The 25,845-nt window shown below is 60.3% G+C and carries 20 protein-coding genes and 2 pseudogenes; 9 read left to right on the top strand and 13 right to left on the bottom strand.

The genetic code is table 11. From position 1 onward, the window contains the following. The first annotated feature begins 87 nt into the window (after positions 1–87). The 4 genes and pseudogenes from E3Z29_RS25795 (at position 88) to guaA (ending at position 4,818) form a co-directional block, all read left to right on the top strand. Positions 88–862: pseudogene (locus E3Z29_RS25795) on the top strand (sulfite exporter TauE/SafE family protein). Between the two features lie 144 nt (positions 863–1,006). Further along, positions 1,007–1,555, top strand: coding sequence for a hypothetical protein (locus tag E3Z29_RS25785; RefSeq protein ID WP_027612124.1), 549 nt, complete (start codon positions 1,007–1,009; stop codon positions 1,553–1,555). 116 nt (positions 1,556–1,671) lie between these two features. After that, a complete protein-coding gene (gene guaB, locus E3Z29_RS25780; protein WP_027612123.1) occupies positions 1,672–3,141 on the top strand; it encodes an IMP dehydrogenase in 1,470 nt (489 codons plus the stop codon). 99 nt (positions 3,142–3,240) lie between these two features. Further along, a complete protein-coding gene (gene guaA, locus E3Z29_RS25775) occupies positions 3,241–4,818 on the top strand; it encodes a glutamine-hydrolyzing GMP synthase (RefSeq protein WP_027612122.1) in 1,578 nt (525 codons plus the stop codon). Positions 4,819–4,900: 82 nt separating this feature from the next. On the opposite strand, the gene E3Z29_RS25770 is transcribed toward guaA, so the two are convergent. Continuing rightward, a complete protein-coding gene (locus E3Z29_RS25770) occupies positions 4,901–7,840 on the bottom strand; it encodes a membrane-targeted effector domain-containing toxin (RefSeq protein WP_134787269.1) in 2,940 nt (979 codons plus the stop codon). A gap of 226 nt (positions 7,841–8,066) precedes the next feature. Here E3Z29_RS25770 and E3Z29_RS25765 point away from each other — a divergent pair, with 226 nt between their 5' ends. Further along, positions 8,067–9,443 carry a multicopper oxidase family protein gene (locus tag E3Z29_RS25765; RefSeq protein WP_095136913.1) on the top strand — a complete coding sequence of 459 codons (1,377 nt, stop codon included), beginning with the start codon at positions 8,067–8,069 and terminating at the stop codon, positions 9,441–9,443. Then, positions 9,443–9,943, top strand: coding sequence for a tRNA adenosine(34) deaminase TadA (gene tadA, locus E3Z29_RS25760; RefSeq protein WP_134787268.1), 501 nt, complete (start codon positions 9,443–9,445; stop codon positions 9,941–9,943). The genes E3Z29_RS25765 and tadA overlap by 1 nt, the downstream gene beginning before the upstream one ends. 269 nt (positions 9,944–10,212) lie before the next feature. Here tadA and cmoB read toward each other — a convergent pair whose 3' ends face one another. The 10 genes and pseudogenes from cmoB to E3Z29_RS25705 form a co-directional block, all read right to left on the bottom strand. Then, entirely contained in the window at positions 10,213–11,169 is a 957-nt protein-coding gene (cmoB, locus tag E3Z29_RS25755; RefSeq protein ID WP_134787267.1) for a tRNA 5-methoxyuridine(34)/uridine 5-oxyacetic acid(34) synthase CmoB, read from the bottom strand. Continuing rightward, the gene (gene cmoA, locus E3Z29_RS25750; protein WP_256662091.1) at positions 11,166–11,873 is read right to left on the bottom strand and encodes a carboxy-S-adenosyl-L-methionine synthase CmoA; all 708 of its coding nucleotides are present in this window, start codon (positions 11,871–11,873) and stop codon (positions 11,166–11,168) included. The genes cmoB and cmoA overlap by 4 nt, the downstream gene beginning before the upstream one ends. Before the next feature lie 245 nt (positions 11,874–12,118). Then, the gene (locus E3Z29_RS25745; protein ID WP_177408920.1) at positions 12,119–12,754 is read right to left on the bottom strand and encodes a lysoplasmalogenase; all 636 of its coding nucleotides are present in this window, start codon (positions 12,752–12,754) and stop codon (positions 12,119–12,121) included. 2 nt (positions 12,755–12,756) lie between these two features. Next, positions 12,757–13,149 (bottom strand): protease inhibitor I42 family protein, encoded by a 393-nt coding sequence (locus E3Z29_RS25740; protein ID WP_098965453.1) that lies wholly within the window; start codon positions 13,147–13,149, stop codon positions 12,757–12,759. 218 nt (positions 13,150–13,367) lie between these two features. Further along, positions 13,368–13,448: pseudogene (locus E3Z29_RS30050) on the bottom strand (hypothetical protein); the annotation flags it as partial. Positions 13,449–13,491: 43 nt separating this feature from the next. Continuing rightward, entirely contained in the window at positions 13,492–13,920 is a 429-nt protein-coding gene (locus E3Z29_RS25735) for a hypothetical protein (RefSeq protein WP_134787266.1), read from the bottom strand. Between the two features lie 179 nt (positions 13,921–14,099). Next, complete coding sequence (lon, locus tag E3Z29_RS25730) at positions 14,100–16,517, bottom strand: endopeptidase La (protein ID WP_027612113.1); 2,418 nt, start codon at positions 16,515–16,517, stop codon at positions 14,100–14,102. A 755-nt stretch (positions 16,518–17,272) separates the two neighbouring features. Further along, positions 17,273–17,638, bottom strand: a complete 366-nt coding sequence (locus E3Z29_RS25720; protein WP_134787265.1) for a DUF6124 family protein — start codon at positions 17,636–17,638, stop codon at positions 17,273–17,275. Positions 17,639–18,145: 507 nt separating this feature from the next. Continuing rightward, positions 18,146–20,557, bottom strand: coding sequence for a glucose/quinate/shikimate family membrane-bound PQQ-dependent dehydrogenase (locus E3Z29_RS25710; protein ID WP_134787264.1), 2,412 nt, complete (start codon positions 20,555–20,557; stop codon positions 18,146–18,148). Between the two features lie 227 nt (positions 20,558–20,784). After that, positions 20,785–22,146, bottom strand: coding sequence for a carbohydrate porin (locus E3Z29_RS25705; protein ID WP_134787263.1), 1,362 nt, complete (start codon positions 22,144–22,146; stop codon positions 20,785–20,787). A 300-nt stretch (positions 22,147–22,446) separates the two neighbouring features. Here E3Z29_RS25705 and E3Z29_RS25700 point away from each other — a divergent pair, with 300 nt between their 5' ends. Beyond that, entirely contained in the window at positions 22,447–22,677 is a 231-nt protein-coding gene (locus tag E3Z29_RS25700) for a VF530 family DNA-binding protein (protein ID WP_003227831.1), read from the top strand. Position 22,678: 1 nt separating this feature from the next. Next, complete coding sequence (locus E3Z29_RS25695) at positions 22,679–23,317, top strand: Pr6Pr family membrane protein (RefSeq protein ID WP_134787262.1); 639 nt, start codon at positions 22,679–22,681, stop codon at positions 23,315–23,317. Positions 23,318–23,423: 106 nt separating this feature from the next. Here E3Z29_RS25695 and E3Z29_RS25690 read toward each other — a convergent pair whose 3' ends face one another. Then, complete coding sequence (locus E3Z29_RS25690) at positions 23,424–24,209, bottom strand: siderophore-interacting protein (protein ID WP_134787261.1); 786 nt, start codon at positions 24,207–24,209, stop codon at positions 23,424–23,426. Then, positions 24,206–24,787, bottom strand: coding sequence for a PadR family transcriptional regulator (locus E3Z29_RS25685; RefSeq protein ID WP_134787260.1), 582 nt, complete (start codon positions 24,785–24,787; stop codon positions 24,206–24,208). Before E3Z29_RS25685 ends, E3Z29_RS25690 begins: the two co-directional genes overlap by 4 nt. A gap of 515 nt (positions 24,788–25,302) precedes the next feature. Here E3Z29_RS25685 and E3Z29_RS25680 point away from each other — a divergent pair. Next, positions 25,303–25,779, top strand: a complete 477-nt coding sequence (locus tag E3Z29_RS25680; protein ID WP_177416203.1) for a CS1 type fimbrial major subunit — start codon at positions 25,303–25,305, stop codon at positions 25,777–25,779. Positions 25,780–25,845 lie beyond the last annotated feature (66 nt).

Here is a 25,845-nt window from a genome sequence, read left to right as displayed (position 1 = left end):
TCGAGATGGGTGAGCGACTTTGATCATATTAGTCGCAAGGCCTGGTGCTGGCTAAAGTCATCACAGGCTTATAAAGGAAGCGAACCGATGAGCGTGGCGGGGTTATTGAGCGAGTGGACGTGGGGCGCGGGCGGCTGGGTGGTGATCGGCCTGGGAATCGCGTTGGCCTATATCGTCTTCGGGATTGCCGGGTTCGGTACCGCACTGGTCGCGGGGCCGATTCTGATTCTGTTCATGCCGTTGTCGAAAATCGTGCCGCTGCTGGTGCTGCTGGATTTCGTCGCGGCGTTCGGCAATCTGCTGCCCTCGCGCCGGGATGTGGCGAAGCCTGAGTTGTTACGGCTGCTGCCGTGCATGGCGGTGGGGTGCACGTTGGGGGTGATTTTCCTGCTTAACCTCAAATCCGATCTGTTGTTGCTGTTGATGGGGTTATTCATCAGCACTTATGCGGTTTACAGCCTGTGGGTGAAAACCCGGCCGACGCAGTTGTCTGCCGCATGGGCGCTACCGATGGGCACGGTAGGCGGGGCTGTTTGGCGCGCTGTTTGGCAGTGGCGGCTTTCTATATGCGATCTATCTCAACAGCCGCCTGCCCAAGGACGCGGCGCGGGCCACGCAAAGTGCGCTGATCAGTTGCAGCACGGTGGTACGTTTGAGCCTGTTCGCCATCGCCGGGGTGTATGCCGAGCTACCCTTGTTGATGCTGGCGCTGTGTCTGTTGCCGGCCATGGTGCTGGGCCTGTGGATCGGGCGGCGGTTGACGATGCGCTTGTCGCGCGAGGCGTTTGTCCGATTGGTGACCTGGCTGGTGCTGGCGAGCGGGATTGCGTTGATCGGGCGCTACATTATTAGTATGGCGTGAGCACTTGACCGGATTTCGTCAGGGATTAAGCTGCCGGCCTTTAGGGCCCCTTCGCGGGCAAGCCCGCTCCCACATTGGAATGCATATCCCTGTGGGAGCGGGCTTGCCCGCGAAGGCGTCAGAAGCCATACCGCAGGACTTTCCATGAATTCGCAAAGCATCATCGTCCCGAAAATCTCCACCCTGCCGGTCCACGAACCCCGGGCGCGGGCGATCGTGCGCTGGCTGGTGCGCAAGAACATCATCGAAGAACAGTTGACCACTTGCGGCCGCACCGGCAATCGCATGGCCCATGCGATTGCCGACGGCGCGCGTGCGGTGGTGCTGCACCCCGAGGCGCTGCCCTTCGGTGAGCCGATCAACGGCCTGGAGATCATCGTCAAGCGCTGCATCTACACGCCGGCCAAGGGCTTTCTCGAAGAAGCCGGGTGCGCCGAGTGCCGCCGCGAAGTCGGCGAAGCGCTGTTCGAAAGCCTGGAAGACTGGTTTCCAGGCCGCACCGACAACTTCACCTGCCCGGAATGCGGGCATGAAGACGACATCAACGGCTTTCTGTTCTTGCAGGAATGTGCGTTTTCCAACCTCGGCTTCATCTTCAACAACTGGCTGGAAGCCGGGTTCAAGCAGAGCTTTATCGATGAGTTCGCCGATTGGCTCGATCAACCTGTCTCTTGGGTCAAGGTGGAGCTGTAGCAGCGGGGGTCTCCGTATATCAGCAACATTGATATTAAGCTGAGTTTTACATTGAACAGCAGGGGGTGTCTGACTATAATGGCGCGCTTCCATTTTCCCGCTCGGGAGCCCCCGCGATGCTGCGTATCAGCCAAGAAGCTCTGACATTCGACGACATTCTCCTAGTGCCTGGTTATTCCGAGGTGCTTCCTAACGAAGTCAGTCTCAAGACCCGCCTTACCCGTGGCATCGAGCTGAATATTCCTCTGGTTTCTGCCGCCATGGACACCGTTACTGAAGCCCGTCTGGCAATCGCCATGGCTCAGGAAGGTGGTATCGGTATCATCCACAAGAACATGACCATCGAGCAGCAAGCTGCCGAAGTGCGTAAGGTCAAGAAGTTCGAAGCCGGCGTCGTGAAAGATCCGATCACCATCGAGGCTGATGCCACGGTGCGTGACCTGTTCGAACTGACCCGCATGCACAACATTTCCGGCGTTCCGGTGCTGCACGATGGCGACCTGGTCGGCATCGTCACCTCCCGTGACGTCCGCTTCGAAACCCGTCTGGAAGCCACCGTACGTGAAGTGATGACGCCTAAAGAGCGTCTGGTCACCGTGCGTGAAGGCGCCGACAAGAACGAAGTCCGCGAGTTGCTGCACAAGCACCGCCTGGAAAAAGTCCTGATCGTCGACGACAAGTTTGCCCTCAAAGGCATGATGACCGTCAAAGACATCGAAAAAGCCAAAGCCTACCCGCTGGCCAGCAAGGACGATCAAGGTCGTCTGCGCGTTGGCGCTGCCGTCGGTACCGGTAAAGACACCGGTGACCGCGTTGCCGCGCTGGTCAACGCCGGTGTGGACGTGGTGGTGGTCGACACCGCACACGGTCACTCCAAGGGTGTGATCGACCGCGTTCGCTGGGTCAAAGAGAATTTCCCTGAAGTGCAGGTGATCGGCGGCAACATCGCCACCGGCGCAGCCGCCAAGGCCCTGGCCGAAGCGGGTGCCGATGCGGTCAAGGTCGGTATCGGCCCTGGCTCGATCTGCACCACCCGTATCGTCGCCGGTGTCGGCGTGCCGCAAATCAGTGCCATCGCCAACGTCGCCGCTGCCCTTGAAGGCACTGGCGTACCGTTGATCGCCGACGGCGGCATCCGGTTCTCCGGTGACCTGTCCAAGGCCATCGTCGCTGGGGCGTCCTGCGTGATGATGGGTTCGATGTTCGCCGGTACTGAAGAAGCGCCGGGCGAGATCGAACTGTTCCAGGGCCGTTCGTACAAGGCTTATCGCGGTATGGGTTCGCTGGGCGCCATGTCTCAGGCGCAAGGTTCTTCCGACCGTTACTTCCAGGACTCCTCGGCAGGCGCCGAGAAACTGGTTCCGGAAGGGATCGAAGGCCGTGTGCCGTACAAAGGCACCCTGACGGCGATCATCCACCAGTTGATGGGCGGTCTGCGTTCCTCGATGGGTTACACCGGCAGCGCCAACATCGAAGAAATGCGCACCAAGCCTGAGTTCGTGCGGATCACCGGTGCCGGTATGGCCGAATCCCACGTTCACGACGTGCAGATCACCAAAGAAGCGCCAAACTACCGCGTAGGTTGATGCTTCAAGCAAATCGTTAAGCAACCGGGGCTGTTTTATTCAGCCCCGAGTTGTTTCTGAATCACGACTGTTTCTGAATTACTTAGACGAGACTGAATCATGGCCCTCGACATTCACGCTCACCGCATCCTGATCCTCGACTTCGGTTCGCAATACACCCAACTGATTGCCCGCCGCGTGCGCGAGATCGGTGTGTATTGCGAGCTGCACCCGTTCGACATGGACGAAGAGGCGATCCGCGAATTCGCACCTAAAGGCGTCATCCTCGCCGGCGGCCCCGAGTCCGTGCACGAAGCCAACAGCCCGCGCTGCCCACAGGCAGTCTTCGATCTGGGCGTGCCGGTCTTCGGTATCTGCTACGGCATGCAGACCATGGCCGAGCAACTGGGCGGCAAGGTTGAAGGTTCCGAGCTGCGTGAGTTCGGTTACGCCCGCGTTGACGTAGTCGGCAAGAGCCGCCTGCTCGACGGCATCGAAGACCACATCGACGCCGATGGCCTGTTCGGTCTCGACGTGTGGATGAGCCACGGTGACAAGGTCACCAAGATGCCGGAAGACTTCCACATCCTCGCCAGCACCCCAAGCTGCCCGATCGCCGGCATGTTCAATGACGAACGCGCTTACTACGGCGTGCAGTTCCACCCGGAAGTGACCCACACCAAGCAGGGCGGCCGCATCCTCTCGCGCTTCGTGCTCGACATCTGCGGCTGTGAAGCCCTGTGGACTCCGTCGAAGATCGCTGAAGACGCCATCGCCAACATCCGCGCACAGGTCGGCACCGACAACGTGCTGCTGGGTCTGTCCGGCGGCGTTGACTCCTCGGTGGTTGCGGCGCTGCTGCACAAAGCCATCGGCGATCAACTGACCTGCGTCTTCGTCGACAACGGCCTGCTGCGTCTGCACGAAGGCGAGCAAGTGATGGCCATGTTCGCCGAGAACATGGGCGTCAAGGTGATCCGCGCCAACGCGGAAGACCAGTTCCTGAACAACCTGGCCGGCGAAGCTGATCCAGAGAAGAAGCGCAAGATCATCGGCCGTACCTTCATCGACGTGTTCGATGCCGAATCCTGCAAGCTGGACAACATCAAGTACCTGGCGCAAGGCACCATCTACCCGGACGTGATCGAGTCGGCTGGCGCGAAAAGCGGCAAGGCCCACGTGATCAAGTCGCACCACAACGTGGGCGGCCTGCCGGAAGAAATGAACCTGAAACTGGTCGAGCCACTGCGCGAACTGTTCAAGGACGAAGTCCGTCGTCTGGGTCTGGAACTGGGCCTGCCGTACGACATGGTCTACCGTCACCCGTTCCCGGGCCCGGGTCTGGGCGTGCGTATCCTCGGTGAAGTGAAGAAGGAATACGCCGACCTGCTGCGTCGCGCCGACCACATCTTCATCGAAGAACTGCGCAAAGCCGACTGGTACCACAAAGTCAGCCAGGCATTCGTGGTGTTCCAGCCAGTGAAATCGGTTGGCGTGGTCGGTGACGGCCGTCGTTACGCCTGGGTCGTGGCCCTGCGTGCCGTGGAAACCATCGACTTCATGACCGCACGTTGGGCACACCTGCCTTACGAACTGCTGGAAACCGTCTCCGGCCGCATCATCAATGAAATCGAAGGTATTTCGCGCGTCACTTACGACGTGTCGAGCAAGCCGCCGGCGACCATTGAGTGGGAGTGATCCCGCGCAAGCCGTAAAGGCTTGATCGCCGCAACCGAAAAGCCGTGTGAAATCCGTTTCACACGGCTTTTCTGTTTTTGCGTTACAGCGGTTTTGACCAGCCACCCAGTTGCATGCCCAAATCGTCCAGCGCTTGCAGCAGCGCTTTCATGCTCGGGTAGCGTTTACCGCTCACCGAAGGCCAGCCGGGGCGTTCGATGTAGAAGTGCTTGCCGTCTGTGTCGATGACGGTCCGTACCAGTTCTCGGGTGCGGCTGCGATGGACAATGAACGTCAGGTTGGGTTGCTGCTTCAGGGAGTACATGCCGTAGCGAGGCAGCAGGGTTTCGAATTCGGTCATCGTGTGCGCGGTCCAGGGTGTTTCGATTTGCAGGCGCAAGTCGCCTCTGACCAGCGCGGAACGATCGTGCGCCGTACCGCCCAAGGGCAGGATTCTCCCGGGATCGACTTCAATGCCCCGTGAAGTCCCTTCGGCGACATCCTCGACGCGAATGCCGATCGCCTCTTCCAGTTCGCTGACGCCGGCAACCCCATCAAAAGTGTTGGAGTGAGAGTTGCCCATCAGCGCCACCCATTTGTGCGCGCCGCGTGCGGACTGATCGGCACGGATCATCAGACGCGCGAAGTAATTCATCATTTTCTGCCGCGCGGTGTTGTTGCCCAATGGCAAGTCCATGCCGTTGAGTCGGTAACTCGCCATGCAATCGATGGCTTGTACATGGATCCCCTGCTTTCTGGCTTCCTTGACCAATTCCAGGAATGTGTAGCGCTCCAGCGGATCGGTCATGTTGCCGAGGTCGAGTGCCTTGAGATAGGCCTCGAGTTTTTGCGGCATGTTGCCGGTTCGGAAGAATTCATCCAGCGCGGCTTGATGGAAGTCGGTCAGCAGGTGCTCCATGTACAGGCTCTTCACCTGTTTGCTGGCGAGCAATTGCATGTTCTCGATCAGCCATTGCTTGCTGCCGATGGCCGTGTGGCTCTCGCCGAGCACCAGGCCCCGGGCATGTTCGAGGATTTTCTCGATAATTTCTTCGGCGGTCGCGTCTGCCGCCAGGGCGGGCACCGGAGGACGAACGGGCAGGCGCAGCGTGCTGAAAAAATCCAGTGCATCGTGATACAGGCGTTTGCGGATGACCTTGAAGTCGCGGTAGGCATCGAACTCGTTCAGGCTGTCGTAGAAATCGCGCAAGGCCTCGTCATTCAGCCCGGCCGCGCCTTCCTCCAGATGCGCCTTGAGCGGTGCGGGTACGTCGTATTGCGAGGCGGGCAGGGCGGTCAGCGGGCTGCGGCTGCTTGATCCGGCCAGTGCCGAAGGTTTGCCACCGCCGGCGAGTCCTGCGCGGGGCATGGCTTCCCATTCACCCTCAGGGTTCAGGCGTACCGGGATCGAGCGAGTAAAACCGTGGGGGTGCTCAGGATCGATGACCGCCCAGTGTCCGCTGCCGTTGATGTCGGCTTCGTAGCGGACGTAATAGGCGGTGTCGTCCATCATGATGGCGGTCGACGGGTTCGAATCGAGCAGATAAATGCCTTGGAATTTTCCGGGTTCGCTCACCGGCGTAACGCCGTCGAGCAACTCATTGGCTTGCCAGCTCGGCGGAATGACCGGTCGCGGGGTGTCTTCAATCAGTGTTGTGGCAATCGGCTCAGGCCCACCCATCGGCGTCCCGCCTTTATCGGTCAGGTCGCTCATCTCCGCCGCTTCGGCGGCATCCACCTCGGGTCCGACCTCGGCCAATGATCCCGGGCCCTTGAGTGCCAGCAGGTTGAACAGCATGTCGATGCCGCTGAGCACCGCACCGACAATCCCGGCCTTGCGCTCGGCGGCGGTTTTGCCATTGACCGCCTGATCGATGTTCAGCCCCATGTTGGCAATGCTGGCGCCGATCACCGGCAATGCGACTGGCCAGCCGACCACCGCCATTGGCCCGAACACCTTGACCCCGGCGCTGAGGTAGCCGATCCACAGCTTCTTGCGCAGGTCACCGTTGGAGGTCAGGGACAGGCTGGCTTCGGCAAACATCGCCGTGCGGGTCGAGTCACTCAGCCAGGTGAAGGCGTCGCCACTGACCGCGCGGTTGTCCTGATTGATCATCGAGTGATCGTAGCGGCCCCACGTAGCCACCAGGCGATTCATCAGGTCACCAAGATTGGCGTTGATCTGCTGCCGGTCGGCCAGCGAGAAATGCGCAAGGAATGTCTCGCGCGCCGCAGGCGTGTTCATCCGCTGCAGGATCCAGAAGTGCAGGTCGGTGCTGCTTTCCAATACCTGGAAGGCATCGCTGTCGCCGGGCAGGTAGAGGATCTGCCGACCCTGGGGCATGACGAAACGCAGGACGTTGGTAGCGGCGTAACCGGCAATGTCCAGCGTGCGCGCACTGTCCGGGCAAGGGTGGCTGGTCTGCAGCATTGGCAGGCTGACTGGCCACGTCAGCGGGCCGATCGCCGCTTGCGTGACGAACTGGAAATCCTCGCCACTCAGCTGACGTTTGTCCCGCGCCTGTAGCGCTTTGATCAGGAAGTTGCACTTGGCCAGGGTACGAAAGTCGCTGCCGCTGGTGTTCCAGAATGCGTTCAGTTGAGCGTCGTACAGCGCGCTGAAGTCGATGCTCCAGAAGTCCTTGAGCACATCGTTGCTATGCAGGCGCACTTCATTGCGTTCATCGAAGGTACGGGCGTCGGGACCGGCAGTATAGAAACCGCCATAGACATCGAGCAGGTCGGCGTTGTCCTGATCGGCGACGCGAAAGCGGTGAATCACCAACTGGGTCAGGGTCATGCTTGACGTGGGCGTGGCGTGCACGTGCTCCCAGCCGGTGAAGGCATTCGAACTGCTTTGCGAGGCGTCGAAGCGGTGGAAATACATCTGATCCGGGTCGAGGCCGTGGACCTGGTATTTGATCAACAAGTCGCTGGCGACCTGTCGAGCAGCGTCCTGCAGGCTCGGGCAGGTCTGGATGACGGTGGCGGCAATCGCCTTGAGCGCGGCCTTGTCGGCGGCGTTGGGCATCGGGTTGGGCATGTGTTTGGGCTCTCTGTCCTTGAGTAACGGGTGGCACAGGATGGCGCGGCTGTTCGATGCATGTGCACTACATAGTTATGTCACCTGAGCAGTTGAAATCGTGTACGCGCGAGGCGCAACTGCGTCCATCCGCCGCGCTGCCCTTACTGTTTCGCAATTGCAGGTGTATCGTATTTGCCTTTTGCGGGCCCGGTGCCCGACGCAGATACGTGAGGTAGTTGAGTTCATGTCCTTTACCCGTCGCCAAATCCTCGGTGGCCTGGCCGGTCTTGTTGTCGTTGGTGTCGGAGCGGGAGGCGCGTCGCGCTACTGGCTGGGCAAGATGGCCGATGCTGACGCGGGCCACGACTACGAGCTGATCGCGGCGCCACTGGACGTTGAATTGGTGCCAGGGCACAAGACCGAGGCCTGGGCGTTCGGCCCGTCGGCGCCGGGCACTGAATTGCGCGTGCGTCAGGGCGAGTGGCTGCGGGTGCGTTTCATCAACCACCTGCCGGTGGCGACCACCATTCACTGGCACGGCATCCGTTTGCCGCTGGAGATGGACGGTGTGCCGTACGTCTCGCAATTGCCGGTGCTGCCCGGTGAATACTTCGATTACAAATTCCGCGTGCCGGACGCGGGCAGCTACTGGTATCACCCGCACGTCAGCAGCAGCGAAGAGCTGGGGCGCGGGCTGGTCGGGCCGTTGATTGTCGAAGAGCGCGAGCCGACCGGTTTCAAGTACGAAAAGACCCTGAGTCTGAAGAACTGGCACATCGACGAGCAAGGCAATTTCGTCGAGTTCAGCATCCCCCGTGAAGCGGCGCGTGGCGGTACGGCGGGGCGCTTGTCGACCATCAACGGTGTGCCAACGCCGGTGATCGAGTTACCGGCGGGGCAGATCACCCGGGTGCGTTTGCTCAACCTCGACAACACCCTGACCTATCGCATCAACATCCCCGGCGTCGAAGCGCAGATCTATGCGCTGGACGGCAACCCGATCGAGCCGCGGCCGCTGGGCAAGGAATACTGGCTCGGCCCCGGCATGCGCATTTGCCTGGCGATCAAGGCGCCGCCGGCCGGAGAAGAGTTGTCGCTGCGCAACGGCCCGGTGCGACTGGGAACCTTGCGCTCGGTGGCCAATAACGATGCGCCGACCGAGTGGCCGAAAGCCTTGCCCGCCAACCCGGTGGCCGAGCCGGATCTGGCGAATGCCGAGAAACTCAACTTCAATTTCGAATGGGTCGGTTCGGTGTCGGTGAATGTCGACAACGGCAAGCCACCGAGCCTGTGGCAGATCAACGGCAAGGCCTGGGACATCACGGACAAGACCTGCGCCGATCGGCCGATTGCCAGCCTGAAACTGGGCCAGAGCTACATCTTCGAACTGAAGAACATGACTCAGTATCAGCACCCGATTCACCTGCACGGCATGAGCTTCAAGGTGATTGCGTCGAACCGGCACAAGATCACGCCGTACTTCACCGACACCTATCTGCTGGGCAAGAACGAGCGTGCGCAAGTGGCGCTGGTGGCGGATAACCCGGGGGTATGGATGTTCCATTGCCACGTGATCGACCACATGGAAACCGGCCTGATGGCCGCCATCGAGGTGAAGTGATGCGCCAGATTCGCCCCGCCGCGATCATCGACCGCAGCCGTGACCGCGATTTCATGCGTGAAGCGCTGGAGCTTGCTGCCCAAGGCGCAGCCCTCGGCGAAGTGCCGGTGGGCGCGGTGCTGGTGCAGGACGGTGAAATCATCGGGCGTGGCTACAACTGCCCGATCACCACCAGCGACCCGAGTGCCCACGCGGAAATGGTCGCGATCCGCGCTGCTGCGCAAGCTGTCAGCAACTATCGCCTGCCCGGCAGCACGCTGTACGTGACGCTGGAACCGTGCAGCATGTGCGCCGGGCTGATCGTGCATTCACGCATTGCCCGGGTGGTGTATGGCGCGCTGGAGCCGAAGGCCGGGGTTGTGCAGAGTCAGGGACAGTTCTTTACCCAGGGCTTTTTGAATCACCGGGTGTTGTATGAGGGTGGGGTGCTGGCGGAGGAGTGTGGGGCGGTGCTGACCGAGTTCTTCCGCGCCCGCCGAGCAAAAAGCCCCTCACCCTAACCCTCTTCCAGAGGGAGAGGGGACTGACCGGGTTGGATGGGCGAGATCCGCCGACCTGAGTTATCGAGTCGAACTCAAGTTTCGAAGAACCCCAAGATCGGCCTCCTCTCCCAGAGGGAGCGGTGGCTGACCGGGTTGGATGGGCGAGATCCGCCGACCTGAGTTATCGAGTCGAACTCAGGTTTCGAAGAGCCCCAAGATCGGCTCCCTCTCCTTGGGGAGAGGGCTGGGGTGAGGGGGGAGTTCACCGCGGTGTTTGAAAGGTTGGATTACTTCTTCGCGACAATCACCGCGCGCATCGGCGCCGGCAGCCCTTCGATGGTCTTGCTGTGATCCTCGGGATCAAGAAAGTCGCTCAACGATTGATACTTCATCCACTCGGTACCGCGTTGTTCTTCAACGGTGGTGGTGCTGATGTCCACGCATTTCACATCGGTGAAACCTGCCCGACGCAGCCACAATTCCAGCGCCGGTACCGACGGCAGGAACCACACGTTGCGCATCTGCGCGTAGCGATCTTCCGGCACCAGCACTTGATGCTTGTCGCCTTCAACCACCAGCGTTTCCAGCACTAGTTCGCCGCCCTTGACCAGGCAATCCTTCAGCGCCAGCAAATGCTCGATCGGCGAACGTCGGTGGTAGAACACACCCATCGAAAACACTGTGTCGAAGCCTTCAAGGTTCGGCGGCAGGTCTTCGAACGGGAACGGCAGGTGCCAGGCATTCGGCTCGGACAGATAACGCTGCACGGCCTGGAACTGGCAGAAGAACAGCCAGTTCGGATCGACGCCGATCACGCTGTCGGCACCGGCGCCGAGCATGCGCCACATGTAATAGCCGTTGCCGCAACCGACGTCGAGGATGCGTTTGCCCTTCAGGTCCAGATGCGGGGCGACCCGCGACCACTTCCAGTCCGAGCGCCATTCGGTGTCGACGTGTACGCCGAACAGGTCGAACGGCCCCTTGCGCCACGGCGAAAGGCCCATCAGCGCGGTGCGCATTTGTGCGCGGGTTTCGTCGTCGCAGTCGGTGTCGAGTTTCAGGCCGTTGAGCAGATCGACTTCAGTCGGCTGGAGTTTCGGCAATGCGTCCAGCGCGCTCTGCCAGCGCTCCAGATCGCCGTGACCTTTCTCCATTTTCTTGTCGAGTTGCCCTTGCAGGGTGTTGGCCCAGTCGGCCAGCGGGGTGCCGGCCAGACGGCGGGCGAGGGGGGACAGATCAATCATGGCAAGGCAATCAACGAGGCAAAGTTAAGACACTGGAACCACGGCACGACTTTCGAGAACCCGGCGGCCAACAGGCGTTCGCGGTGTTCTTCGAGGCTGTCGGGCTTCATGACGTTTTCGATGGCGCTGCGCTTCTGGGCAATTTCCAGTTCGCTGTAGCCGTTGGCGCGTTTGAACGCGACGTGCAGGTCGGTGAGCAGCGCGTGCTCTTGCGCATCGTTGAAACGCAGTTTTTCCGACAAGATCAACGCACCGCCGGGCAGTAGCGACTGGCGGATACGCGAGAGCAACGCGGTGCGCTGATCCGGGGCGATGAATTGCAGGGTGAAGTTCAGCGCTACCACCGAGGCAGGTTTGAATTCGAGCGCGAGAATGTCGCCTTCGATCACTTCGACCGGGAGCAGCTCCTGGAACATCGAATCCTGACCGTTCAGGTACTCGCGGCAGCGTTCGACCATCGCCGCCGAGTTATCCACCGCGATCACCCGGCAACCGTCGGTGCGCACGTGACGGCGCAAGGCTTGAGTCACGGCGCCGAGCGAAGCACCGAGGTCGTACAGAACGCTGTTCGGTTGAGCGAATTGCGCCGCGAGTACGCCGAGGTTTTCGACGATGGTCGGGTAACCCGGCACCGAGCGCTTGATCATGTCCGGGAACACCCGCACCACGTCCTCGTTGAAGGCGAAGTCAGGCACCTGGGCCATCGGCTGGGCGAAAATGCGATCGGGTTCTTTGCTCACGGCGGTTCCGGCGGTGTTGATGAAAAGGCCGGCATTTTAGCCAAAGTGGCGTCGGGATGCTTGGGTTGTCCGACGTGGCGAGGGGATTTATCCCCGATGGGCTGCTAAGCAGCCCCAAGATCTGTGCCTGCGGTCTGTCTGACATACCTGATTGACCGGTTTCAGGGCCGCTGCGCAGCCCATCGGGGATAAATCCCCTCACTACAAAGTTAGCGGTGTTTCACGGAAAACGCCGAAGCGGCAATCCCCCACTGCCCCAGCCAGTAACTGAGGATGATCACGTACGGCGCGGCGTGGAATGGCGATACGAAGCGATCAATGCCGATCACACTGTCGGAGAACACGAACGCCAGCGCACCCGCCGCCGCCAGCAGCGCCGATCGCTTGGGCACATCGGTGCCGAGGCGGGCGAGGGCGCGCCAGAGCATGGCGCTGATCGCGGTGCCATAGACGACCACTGGCACTAGCAACGGCCCGAGGCCACTGGAAATCAAAATCCCCAGCAGCACCGCGCCGACGCCGAGCGCGAGCACCAGCGGCAAAAGCGCCAAACGCTTGCAATCGCTGAGGTAAGCCTTGAGGTACGCCAGGTGCGCAACCAGAAACGCACCCAGACCAAACACAAACAAATCCCCCGGCCACGCCAGCAACACGTCACCGAGCACAGAGAAAATCAGCCCCAGACTGATCCAGCGTCGATAGTCGCTGGGTGGCGCATCGTGCAGCCAGCCGAGCAGCGCCAGCACCGGTAACGGTTTGACCAGCAGGCAGAGCAGCGCCGCATGCGTGCTCACACCGTAGAGAAACGTCACCGCGCCCATCAGCGCCAGAATCAGCCAGCCCACGATCAGTTCACCGAAATGGCGCAGTCGAAGGTTTCTGCCGGTTCAACTTCCGGTTCCCAGGGCTGCTGCGAGGTCAGGCGCAAGCGGCCGTTGCCGGTGGCAAAGGCCTGGAAGCGCCAGGTGGAAAAACCGCCCGCGCCGACCATGCCGGAATCTTTCGGACTGCTGTAAACCTCAGGGCTGAGTGCATGTAGCACGCCGCCGGCGGAATCCTGAATTGCCCAGCGATAGCCCGTGGTCGGGTTGCTCGGCAGCATCACGATCAGGTTTTGTCCGTTGGTCAACTGCACGGGGCATTCGCTCTGGTTTTCCACGGTCACGTTCTGTTTTGGCTGCGTGGCGCAGGCGGCCAGCAAAGAGAGGGCGAGAGGGACAAACAGGCGAGTGGCGGACATAGGCTCAGTGGCTCCGGCGTTGACGACGAACGGCGAGCATAACTGAAGATGAGACAAAGTGTGACGGTGAGGCGGTTCTGTGGTGTTGCCACAGACGCCTTCGCGAGCAAGCCCGCTCCCACAGTAGTTGTGTGGTGACCACAAATGCTGTGTTCACTACAGAACCCTGTGGGAGCGGGCTTGCTCGCGAAGGCGGCGTGTCAGGCTCTGGATAACTGTCAGAACAACACTTTCGCCACATCCGCAAAGCGCTTGGCGAAGTGCACGGTAATGCCCTCCTTCAGATAATCCGGCAACTTAGCGTCGGCCGATGCAAAAATGCTGACTTTGATCAGCAGCAGACTATTGATGGATCATGGTAAATGAGCAAATAACAGGAAAACTTTCGTCACTGCCCTCTTTTGTGAAACTTATATCCATCGCACAGGAGTAGCGATGGGTGACAGGGTCAAGGTTGAGAAAAATAACGCCTTCTCCCGGAATGGTCCTAAAAAAATCGGCGTTAAAATTTCCGTCATATTCGACTCTGATATTTTCTGCAGGAAAGTCATGCCTGCCATTGTCCGGATACTTCTGGTTTTTTTTTGTCAGGAAAACCCTGACGTTTCTTGAAAAATTCGGTTGGTCAGGACGGCGGTAGATTCCTTCCAGGGCTAGGGTTTCTTTATGAGTACTTATGATTAGTTTATCGGTCGAGAAGTTGACGTCCTCTGGGATGTAGGCTGTCAAAATACCGCGAGCAAACGTCCTTGCATCTTTTGAGTTATTCATCTTGAAGCTCCTGTGTCTAACCTGGGGGGAGAAACAAGGTAGAGCTTATTCAAGATAGAAAACTTCGGAACTGTCAGAAATGTCAGTTTTTTATATCGCTTGGCAATTATGAAGTGCTCGGCTATGCGAAGAAGTATTGGTCGTTATCGTTGTTTGATTGATAACGACCAATGTATGAATCAGAACAAAACTTTCGCTACATCCGCAAAGCGCTTGGCGAAGTGCACGGTAATGCCTTCCTTCAGATAATCCGGCAACTCCTCAAAGTTGCCCCGGTTCGGCTCCGGCAGGATCAGTTCGAAGATCTTCTGCCGCCGCGCCGCGATCACCTTCTCACGCACCCCGCCAATCGGCAGTACATGCCCGGTCAGGGTCAGTTCGCCGGTCATCGCCACGCCTTTTTTCGGCGGCTGATTGCGGGCGAGCGAGAGCAGGGCGCTGGCCATGGTCACGCCGGCGCTCGGGCCGTCTTTCGGTGTGGCGCCTTCCGGCACGTGCAGGTGGACGAAGGCCTCGTCGAAGAATTTCGCATCGCCGCCAAACTGTTTCAGGTGTGAGCTGACGTAGCTGTAGGCGATCTCCGCCGACTCTTTCATCACGTCACCCAGTTGCCCGGTGAGTTTGAAACCACGGTTGAGCGTGTGAATTCGCGTGGCTTCGATCGGCAGGGTCGCGCCGCCCATGCTGGTCCAGGCCAGACCGGTAATGACGCCGGTGCCGGACAGCACTTGTTCATTGCGGAACACCGGATGGCCCAGCGAGGCTTCGAGGTCTTTCGGCCCGAGCTTGATCACTGCTTTCGGGTCGTCGATCAGCTTCATCACCGCTTTGCGCACCAGTTTGCCCATCTGTTTTTCCAGTTGGCGCACCCCGGCTTCGCGGGCGTAACCGTCGATCAAGGCCTTGAGTGCGCTGTCGCTGATGCTCAGGCTGCCCTTGGACACGCCAGCCTTTTCCAGCAGTTTCGGCCACAGGTGACGCTTGGCGATGGCGACTTTTTCTTCGGTGATGTAGCCCGACAGGCGAATCACTTCCATCCGGTCCAGCAACGGCCCGGGAATCGAATCCAGGGTGTTGGCGGTGCACACGAACAGCACTTTCGACAGGTCCATGCGCAGGTCGAGGTAATGGTCGAGGAATTCGACGTTCTGCTCCGGGTCGAGGGTTTCCAGCAGCGCCGAGGCCGGGTCGCCCTGGTAGCTCTGGCCCATTTTGTCGATCTCGTCGAGCATGATCACCGGGTTCATCACTTCGACGTCTTTCAGCGCCTGCACCAGTTTGCCCGGCTGCGCGCCGATGTAGGTGCGGCGGTGGCCCTTGATCTCGGCTTCGTCACGCATGCCGCCGAGGCTGAAGCGGTAGAACGGTCGGCCAAGGGATTCGGCGATGGATTTGCCGACGCTGGTTTTACCCACGCCCGGCGGGCCGACCAGCAGCACGATCGAGCCGCTGATCTCGCCTTTGTAGGCACCGACCGCGAGGAATTCGAGGATGCGATCCTTGATGTCGTCGAGGCCAGCGTGGTGTTTGTCGAGTACCTTGCGCGCGTACTTGAGGTCGAGTTTGTCCTCGCCGTACACGCCCCACGGCACCGAGGTCGCCCAGTCGAGGTAGTTGCGGGTGACCGCGTACTCCGGCGAGCCGGTCTCGAGGATCGACAGTTTGTTCATTTCCTCTTCGAGGCGTTTCTGCACCTGTGCCGGCAGGACTTTGCCTTCCAGGCGTTGTTCGAACTGTTCGAGATCGGCGCTGCGGTCGTCCTTGGTCAGGCCGAGTTCCTGCTGGATCACCTTGAGTTGTTCCTTGAGGAAGAACTCACGCTGATGCTCGCCGATCTTGCGATTGACCTCGGCGGAGATCTCTTTCTGCAGGCGCGCGACTTCGACTTCCTTGCGCAGCATCGGCAGGACTTTTTCCATGCGCTTGAGCATCGGCACGCAGTCGAGCACTTCTTGCAGCTCATTACCTGTCGCCGACGTGAGGGCGGCGGCGAAGTCGGTCAGCGGCGACGGATCGTTGGGGCTGAAGCGGTTGAGGTAGTTCTTCAGCTCTTCGCTGTACAACGGGTTCAGCGGCAGCAGTTCCTTGATCGCGTTGATCAGCGCCATGCCGTAGGCCTTGACCTCATCGGTCGGCTCGGTCGGCTGGTGCGGGTATTCGACTTCGACCAGGTACGGTGGACGGTGGTGCTTGAGCCAGGTCTTGATGCGCACGCGGCTCAGGCCTTGGGCGACAAATTGCAGTTTGCCGTTTTCGCGGCTGGCGTGATGGACTTTGACCAGGGTGCCGTATTCGGGGAGGGCGCCGGTGTTGAAGTGGCGCGGGTCTTCCTGGGGCGTGTCCATGAAGAACAGGGCCAGGGAGTGGTGGTCGGATTTGCTCACCAGGTCGAGGGTTTCGGCCCAGGGTTCTTCGTTGACGATGACTGGCAGCACTTGGGCCGGGAAGAACGGGCGGTTGTGGATCGGGATGACGTAGACCTTGTCCGGCAGGTTCTGGCCGGGCAGGGCCAGGCCTTTGCCGGATGAGGTGTGTTCGATGTGTTCTGCTTCGGTGTAGTCGTCGGGGTTGTCCGGGAATTCTTGCTGGTCGCTCATGGGGCACCTGCGCAATGGGGTATGGGTCTTAGATGGGGCAGGCTTTGGGTGGTTTCAATGGGGGGCGGTGTTTCTGCTTGGGTGTTCAGGGTTTTGACAGGCGTCACGCTTTGGACTTGGCGGCCTTTGGGCCGACCAGGTTCTTGGGGTTTTGGGGGTATATCCGTTTTTTTGGGTGTGGCGGCTGGCGGTTTCGCCCTTACGGCGAGTCACCTTTTCCAGACGCCGAAAAGGTAACCGAAAAGGCTTGCTCCTGCGTTCGGCCCGCTCGCTGGGGCTCGGGGTTCCTTCGCTCCGGGACTGATCCGTGGGGCAGCGCCTCCGGTTTGCTTCGCTGCACCTCCTCTCGCTGTGTTTGGCTGCGCCAAACGGTCGCTGCGCTCCCACCCCCGGATCAATCCCTCCACTCAGCCTTCCGACGTCGCCCGTGGATCAAGATCAAAAGCGGTACTCGAGCTTGCGCTCATTGTTTTGAGTGGGGCGGCTGCGCCGCATGGGGCATACACAAATCAAAGCTGTGGGAGCTGGCTTGCCAGCGATGGCGGCCTGACAGCCGACCAAGCTCTACCTGAATGCACCGGGTTCAAACTGTAGGAGTGAGCCTGCTCGCGATGGCGGCCTACGAGCCGACCCATCTCCACCTGACTCACCCAATTCCACTGTGGGAGCGAGCTTGCTCGCGAAAGCGGTGTGTCAGTCACCGCAAGTGTTGGATGTGCTGACGCTTTCGCGAGCAAGCCCGCTCCCACTATGGCTCAGCTGTGTGCCGCAGATTGGGTGATTTCCACATTATCCAGCACCCGATTCACCGCCAGTTCGGCGAGCATGATGATTTGCTGAATGGCCAGTATCGTCCGGCGCTGCGGGATGTCGATGTACGCGGCGATGTCGCTGGTCCTGAGGCTGGCTTGGGCCAGTGATTCGCAGGCGTGGACCAGCAGGCTTTCGTTGTCCATGTCCGGGGCGACCTGGAACATGCTGCTGGGTTTGTGGAATCTCACCGCGGCGGCGGAGGGCTTCAGGTAGTGATCCAGCGCACGCTCGGCGGCGTCGTGGAGTTTTCTGGAATCGAGGGATTCGTAGGGCGAGGTTTCTGGGGGATTGGGTGTGGGTTTGATCATGATGAATTCTCAGTTGGTGAAGTGGAGCTACCTTCAATTGCCGCGACGCAATCTGAGGTGGCAGCTGTACGCGGGTTCGCGGACCGATAACTGAGGAATCGGCATACCCCCAAAGAAGGTATCCCGCGCACAGCCGCCATGACACAACCAACAGGCATCCGAGGTGCTGTCAGGTTGGCGATTATGCATCAGTTATCAGGCCGCGACGCCCGGCCGCTGAATTTCCAGCGACCACCAGAGCCTATCCAGCCAACTTCCGAGGCACAACCGACGCGACTTGTCGGAAAACTCCCGCGTATAACGCGCTTCTGTAGGACGGGCACCGTCCATTGTGGGAGCGGGCTTGCTCGCGAAGGCAATGTGTCAGCCGGCAAACTCATTGGTTGATACACCGCTTTCGCGAGCAAGCCCGCTCCCACAGGTTTGTCCGGTGGACTCAGAAAGTGTGGGCACAAAAAAGGCGATGCCCCTCACGGAGCATCGCCTTTCCTTTACCGCCGCTAAAACTTATTCCGGCAGTTTGTACGCAATCACATAGTCACCCATCTTGGTGCCCAGCGAGCCGTGACCACCCACAACGAGCAGCACGTATTGCTTGCCGTCCTTGCCGGTGTAGGTCATCGGAGTCGCTTGGCCGCCCGCAGGCAGACGCGATTTCCACAGTTCTTTACCGGTGTTCACGTCGTAGGCGCGCAGGTACTGATCGAGGGTGCCGCTGAGGAAGCCGACGCCGCCCGCAGTCACCATCGAGCCGCCCATGCTTGGTACGCCCAGGGTGAAGCCGATCGGGATCGGCGAGCTGTCGCGGCTGGTACCGTTTTTGCGTTTCCACACAACTTTACCGGTGGTCAGGTCGATACCGGCGACGTAGCCCCAGGCCGGGGCCTGGCACGGTACGCCCAGTGGCGACATGAACGGGTGCATGATCACCGCGTATGGCGCGCCGGTGTTTGGCTGCACGCCAGCGGTTTCGCTCTCGCGTTTGCTGCCGGCAGCGACTTTCTCGCGTGGCACCATTTTCGAAACGAAGGCCATGTAGTTCGGGCTGGTGAACAGCATCTGGCGAACCGGGTCGACCGAGACGCCGCCCCAGTTGAACACGCCGACGTTACCCGGATAGATCAGGCTGCCCTGTTCCGACGGAGGCGTGTATTGGCCTTCGTAGCGCAGTTCCTTGAACTGGATGCGGCACAGCATCTGGTCGAACGGGCTGGCGCCCCACATGGCTTTTTCGGTCAGTTCCGGGGCCAGCAGGTTGAGGTCCGAACGGGCCTGGGTCGGTGCGGTGTGGTCGCCTTTCACGGCGCCTTGCGGAACCGGGATTTCCTTGATCGGGATGATCGGCGTGCCGTCACGACGGTCGAGGACGTACAGGCTGCCCTGTTTGGTCGGGGCGATCAGCGCCGGTTTCACGCCGTCGGCGGTTTTCATGTCGAGCAGGGTTGGCTGGCTGCCAACGTCCATGTCCCACAGGTCGTGGTGGGTGAACTGGTAGTTCCAGCGCACTTTACCGGTGGCCAGGTCGAGGGCAACGATGCCGGCGCTGAATTTCTCGGCGCCTGGGGTGCGGTCTGCGCCCCACTGGTCTGGAGTCTGGTTGCCCAGTGGCAGGTAAACCATGCCGAGTTTTTCATCGACGCTGGCCAGCGACCACATGTTGGCCGAGTTGCGGCTGTAGGTTTCGCCTGGGGCCAATGGCTCGGTGGCGTCCGGCTTGTCGCTGTCCCAGTTCCACACGAGGTGGCCGTCGCGCACGTCGAAAGCGCGGATCACGCCCGATGGCTCGTTGGTCGACTCGTTGTCAGTGACGTGACCGCCCATGATCACCAGATCACGGGTAATCGCCGCTGGCGAGGTGGAGTAGTAGCCACCGGCGGTGAACGGGCCGATGCCTTGGGTCAGGTCGACCACGCCGTTTTTGCCGAAGCCCTCGCAGATCTTGCCGGTGTCGGCGTTCAGGGCGATCAGGCGTGCATCGGCAGTTGGCAGGTACAGACGACGCGGGCAGGCCTGGGCAACGGCTTTGCCGGCTTCGGAGATAACGGCCGAGGCGGCGTTATCAGCTTTCGCGTAAGCGGCTTCGTCGTAGTACGACACGCCACGGCAGGTCATGTGGGCGAAGCCCTTGAAGCCCACCGGGCTTTTGATCTGTGGGTCGAAGCGCCAGATTTCCTTGCCGGTGTCCGGGTCCAGTGCCAGCACTTTGCTGTGCGCGGTGCAGGCATAGAGCATGCCGTTGACTTTGAGCGGGGTGTTTTCGTTGGTCAGCTCGACCGGGTCATCGGCGGTTGGCAGGTCGCCGGTCTGGATGCGCCAGGCTTCTTGCAGCTTGCCGACGTTGGCCGGAGTGATCTGCTTCAGCGGCGAATAGCGGTCGCCGAACTCGGTGCGGCCATAGGCCTGCCAGTCGCCTTCAGGCATTTGCGGTGCGGTGCTGGTCATGTCCGCGGTGTCGCGGCCCAGTTCACCAAAGGTTTCGCCCGGGTGGGTGAACAGGCTGGCCAGGGCAGTGACGCCGGCCAGCACCACGGCCACGGTCAGGCCACCCGTGCCCATCGGCGCCGGGCCATTGAGCAGCAACGGACGACGGAACCACGGCAGCAACATCACGATGCCGAGAACGAACCACAGGGCCAGACGCGGCACCAGTTGCCACCAGTCCAGACCGACTTCCCACAAGGCCCAGACCGTGCTGGCGAACAGCACGATGGCGTACAGGCCCAGCGCTGCACGACGACGCAGCAGCAACAGAATGCCGCTCAGCGCAATGCCGATACCGGCCAGCAGGTAGTACAGCGAGCCGCCGAGCATGCTCAGCTTGACTCCCCCGGCCAACATGGCCAGGCCCATCAGTAGAAGCAGAATGCCGAGCAGGCTCGGTAACAGACGGCCCCGACTCGAAGCACTTTCGGTGCTCATAGTGTGATTCTCCGTGACGTTTATTTAGTCCCGCGCTTTAGTCACTCTAGATGACGATTGGGCGCAGGTATGGTTCAGATAAAAACTTGTCTAGCTAACGAATTTCATCAATCCCCCTGTGGTAGCGGGCTTGCTCGCGAAAGCGGTGTGTCAGAAGGCTGATGCATCGACTGACACGCCGCTTTCGCGAGCAAGCCCGCTCCCACCTTGGGGATTTGCGTAAATCTTTAGAACGAGGACTGGATCTTGATCCCCGCGATCAGTGCGTCATCGACCTCGTTCACGCCGCCCGGATGGCGGATGTATTGCAGGTTCGGGCGCACGGTCAGCCAGTTGGCAACGTGCACGCCGTAATACAGTTCGGCGCTGTATTCGGTGTCCTGCGGCGGCAGGAAGGACGGGTCGTCATAGTCGTAGACCGCGTGCGCCTGATTGCTCGCTTCGGCGTTTTTGCGGAAGGCCGGGTTGACGTGGACGCGGGCCAGGGCGAAACCGATGTCGTCTTTGGCGCGGGCATCGAACGGGCCTTTGTAGACCACGCCGGCCTGCACGTAGTTGTCGATCGCGTTGGTTTTCTTGTCGTGCATCGTCGCGTTGGCAAACACGCTCAAGCCGCGCGAGTGATCGCTGGCGAGGCTGGTGACTTGCTGCTGCGCACCGAACCACACGCCGTGCTTGCTCGACGCGCTGCGATAGGCTTCGCCGCTCAGTGCGGCGGGCTGGCCGTTCTGGTCTTTATAGACGTCAGAGGCCTTGGCGCTGCTGTAGTAGTAACCGGCGCGGTATTCGCCCGGCAGGCCATTGAGCTTCGGCGTCCACACCAGCTCCACCGGCAGCACGGCGCCCTGGGTCCCGCTGCCGCTGAGTTTGAAGCCGTTGCCGCGATCAAGGTTTGACGGGTTCTGCTCGTAAGCGCCGACCTGCGCGTACAACTCTGGGGTCAGGTGATATTTGACCCGCAGCGCCCATTGGCTGACCGGCCAGTTGTACCAGATGCCGCCGACCCAGTTGCCGACCTGCGAGCCGCAGAACGCCAGGTTCTGAAAGTCGCACGGGAAGCTGTTGAAGTCTTCGCCTTCGCCGAAGCGGCCGACCTTGATGTCGAGCTTCTGGTCGAAGAATTTCTGCTGGTACCACATCTGCGTCAGGCGCGTGGTCTGGCCACGGCCCCAGACTTCCTGGGCCGAGGTGAAGCCGCCAACGCGTGGATCGTTGATCCGGTCGTTGCTGATGTTGTTGCCACTGCGCTTGGTGATGGTCAGCTGAAACTCGGCGTCGTCCCAGCCAAGGATTTTTTGCAGGTCCAGGTGCGTGCCCAGACCGAACTGGTCGCTGTAACGCGCGGTGCGATCGTGGTCGTGGCCGCCGTGCAGGTTGCTGCCCATTTCGCCGGTGTAGTCGAGTTTGAAGTCGTAGCCTTTTTCCGCCAGTTCGGTACGCGTGCCGTTCCAGTCACCGAGCATCCACGGTGAGTCGCTGTCGAAGGCGGGGGCCGCCTGGGCGTAGGTGGCGAAGCCGAGCGCGGTGCAGCCGCCGAGCAGGCGCAGGGCTGAGATAGCGCTGTCTCGGGAGAAGGAAAAATCAGGCATGGGTCAGTCTTTTTTTGGTGTTTTACGGGGGTAAACCGAGCGCTTCAATTTGACGCAGGCAGTGAAGCGATTCAGCTGAAGGGCGGCAGGATAATGATCTGTAACAAAAAGACAAAGGGCTTTTGCAGACATGCAGCATTTCTGATTCGGTAACAGTGCGGCAAACGGGCGCATTGTGGCGATGGCTGCAGGCTGCGATCTTCTCGGGTTGGCCTACATTTGATGCAAGGCCTTCCACCTGACCGGCCCCTCGGCTAAGGTGCGCGGCTTGTGCATTTTCCCTCCGTCCAAAGGCCTGGCATGAACGACCACACTCCCGATCCGCTGCATGGCGTAACCCTCGAACAGATCCTCAATGCGCTGGTGGCGCATTACGAGTGGTCGGGGTTGGCCGAGCGCATCGATATCCGCTGCTTCAAGAGCGATCCGAGCATCAAGTCGAGCCTGACCTTCCTGCGCAAAACCCCGTGGGCGCGGGAGAAGGTCGAGCGCTTGTACGTGAAACTGATGCGCACCAAGCGTCCGCTCTGAGATGGACGCCGTTACGCGGCGACGCCTGATCACGCTCATCGCCACGCTCGGTTGGGCCGGGCTGAGTATCCAGCTGTACCTGATTTTCCTCGCGCGATTGAGTGTCGATGCCAGCCTGTTGGGCGGGCTGGTGAGTTTCTTCAGTTACTTCACGGTGTTGACTAACACGCTGGTGGCGACGGTGCTGACCTGCGCGGTCACCCGGCGTGAATCCGCTGCGCAACGCTGGTTTCTCCAGCCATGGGTGAGCAGCGGGATTGCGGTCAGCATTGCGGTGGTCGGTCTGGCTTACAGCATTCTGCTGCGGCATTTGTGGCACCCGCAGGGCTGGCAGTTTATCGCTGACGAACTGCTGCACGACGTGATGCCGCTGCTGTTTCTCGGTTACTGGTGGTTTTGCGTACCCAAAGGCACGTTGCGCCTTTGGCACCTGCCGCTGTGGCTGATTTACCCGTTGGTGTATTTCATTTACGCGTTGCTGCGCGGGCATCTGCTTGGCGCGTATGCGTATCCGTTCATCGATGTGGCGCTGCTGGGTTATGCACAGGTGTTCGTCAATGCTGGAGGGATATTGGTGGGGTTTGTGCTGATTGGCTTGCTGGTGATCGGCATCGACCGCTGGCAGTCAGGACGAAGTTAAAAGGTCATTGTGGGAGCGGGCTTGCTCGCGAAGGCGTCAGGTCAGTCAACATCATGGTTGAATGATCGACCGCATTCGCGAGCAAGCCCGCTCCCACAAGGGCAAATCACTCTTCTGCCGAACCCTCGGCGCGCCAGTAGCCGACGGCTTTGACGAATTGTTCATTGAGCCCATGCTCATCCAGCAGCACCCGACGGATCTGCCGCGAGACCTTGGTCTCGGTCGCTACCCATGCATACAGATTGCCCTTGGGCGCCTGCAACTGTTTGACGGTGGTCAGCAGGTTGTCCTTGCCGCCCTCGCGCAACACCCAGATCACATTGACCTGCGCCGCACTCTCCAGCACTTGTTGCTCGGCACCGTTCTCCACTTCGATCACCACCAGCGCCTTGCGATTGGCCGCCAGGCCTTCAAGGCGGCGGGCGATGGCGGGGAGGGCGGTTTCGTCGCCGATCAGCAGGTAGCTGTCGAAGATGTCCGGCACGATCATCGAACCGCGTGGCCCGCCGATGTGCAGGAATTGCCCGGGTCTGGCCTGTTCAGCCCAGGTCGAGGCAGGGCCGTCGCCGTGCAGGACGAAGTCGATGTCCAGCTCGAGTTTTTCCAGGTCGTAGCGGCGCGGGGTGTAGTCGCGCATCTCGGGCAGCGAGCCGTTGTCCTTGCCGGCGCCAAGCACCATGGTTTCCAGCGCCGCAGCCTGTTCGGCATTCTGCGGAAACAGCAGTTTCACGTGATCGTCGGTGCCCAGGCTGATGAATCCGGCCAGCTCCGGGCCGCCGAGGGTGATGCGGCGCATGCGCGGGGTCAGGTCGACCACGCGCAGCACTTCGAGTTTGCGGCGTTTGATTTCGTGCATCACGCGGTGAATGGTTTGCGTATCGACTGCAGTCATTCGGCTTTCTCCGGGGCAGTTTGAACGGCGGGGCCGTCGACGATGGCTTTGGCGGTGTCGTTGAGCAGCGCGGCAACCCGCTGGATTTCTTCCGTGCTCCAGCGTCCATGGTGCAGTTGCAAGGCGTGGCGCAGGTTGTGCACCGCCTCGTGGATTTCCGGAGGCCGGTCATGGCCGCGCAACGAGCGTTTGCTGACGTCGATGCGCATGCGCACGCCGTCCAGCGCTACCGCTTGCTCGCTTAAAGACAAACGACCGGCGTCGGTCACGCTGTAGCGTTTTTTGCCGGCCTCGGCGTCGCCGCTGATCAGGTCGCTTTCTTCAAGGAAGGTCAGGGTCGGGTAGATCACGCCGGGGCTTGGGCTGTAGGCGCCGTCGAACATGCCTTCGATCTGGCGGATCAGGTCATAGCCGTGGCACGGCTGCTCGGCGATCAGCGCCAGCAGCAACAATTTCAGATCACCGGGGGCGAAGACCCGTGGGCCGCGTCCACCGCGTTCGCGGCCGGGGCGTTTTTCGAAGCCGTCACGGCCGTCGCCGTGTTCGCGGTGATGATGGGGGGAATGATGGTCTCTCATTTTCCTGCTCTCTCGTCGTGTTTAGATACAACTTAAGATATATCTTTGCGCGTTGACAAGGGTTCCTGACCAACGGCGCACACCTGACTGATCGAATCTGCGGTCGAAAAAACCGGAAAATGATCAAGAAAACGCAGTATTAAATCCCCCGGCAAAGGCGCAGATTAGTGCTGATTCTCTAATATTCCGTTTCGCCCTTTGTTTCCGGGAAAGTGTGGTACATGTCTTACGGAAGTTGCTACCAAGTTGTGGCGCATGCAGTCATTCGGCTGGCGCGCTGTAGCCTGCTTCTTACAGTTGGACTGGAACTTTCCTGAATTTCGCGGTTTTTTCTTTCTCATCTAATAGCGTCCAGGCTACAAGGTCGCAGGACGTTGCCTGCTTACTTTGAAGATAAATTGGTTGAACATTCTTCGGCGTTGAAAGTTAACGGTGGGTACTGACTGCTCGTGACTGTTCAGTTCACCTTGACTGCTCGACGACTCAACTAATTTATATAAGACAGGTATTCAATGATGCTCAAGAAACTCGCCTTTGCCGCCCCTCTGACTGTCCTGGCCATGAGCGCCTCGATGGCGTTTGCCGCCACTGAAGCCAAGCACTCCATCAGTCTCGTGGCGCACGTGCCGGCTGACGACTTCTATGCGGTGCCGGTGGATGCCGATCTGGTCAACAAGGATCAGGACATGAGCTACAACCCGGCCACCAATTCGATGCGCGAAGTCAACGGGCACTTCGACGTGCTGCACACGGCCGGCAAGGTTCATGCACGTCTGGAAGGTGTGCCGAAGCTGATTGGCGGTAACAACACCATCGACCTGAAAGTCGAACTCAACGGCAAGACGCTGACCACCACTTCGCAGGAAGTGGTCGGTGATACCGAGTCCAATACGCGTTATCGCGCGCCCTTCAAGATCAGCGCTACCGGTGCCAAACCGGCCGCTGGCGATTACACCGGTGTGGTCATGCTGGTCGTCGAACCTTCGGTTTGAGTCATAACGGCAATACCTGACGTTACTTGTCCAGTAACGTAACCGGCCGGCAACTTTGAAGTTGCC

This window comes from Pseudomonas sp. S150 (assembly GCF_004526365.1).
Taxonomy (GTDB): domain Bacteria; phylum Pseudomonadota; class Gammaproteobacteria; order Pseudomonadales; family Pseudomonadaceae; genus Aquipseudomonas; species Aquipseudomonas putida_A.
The sequence above is the reverse complement of the archived record's forward strand: the minus strand, read 5'-3'. Positions and strand labels throughout refer to the sequence as shown.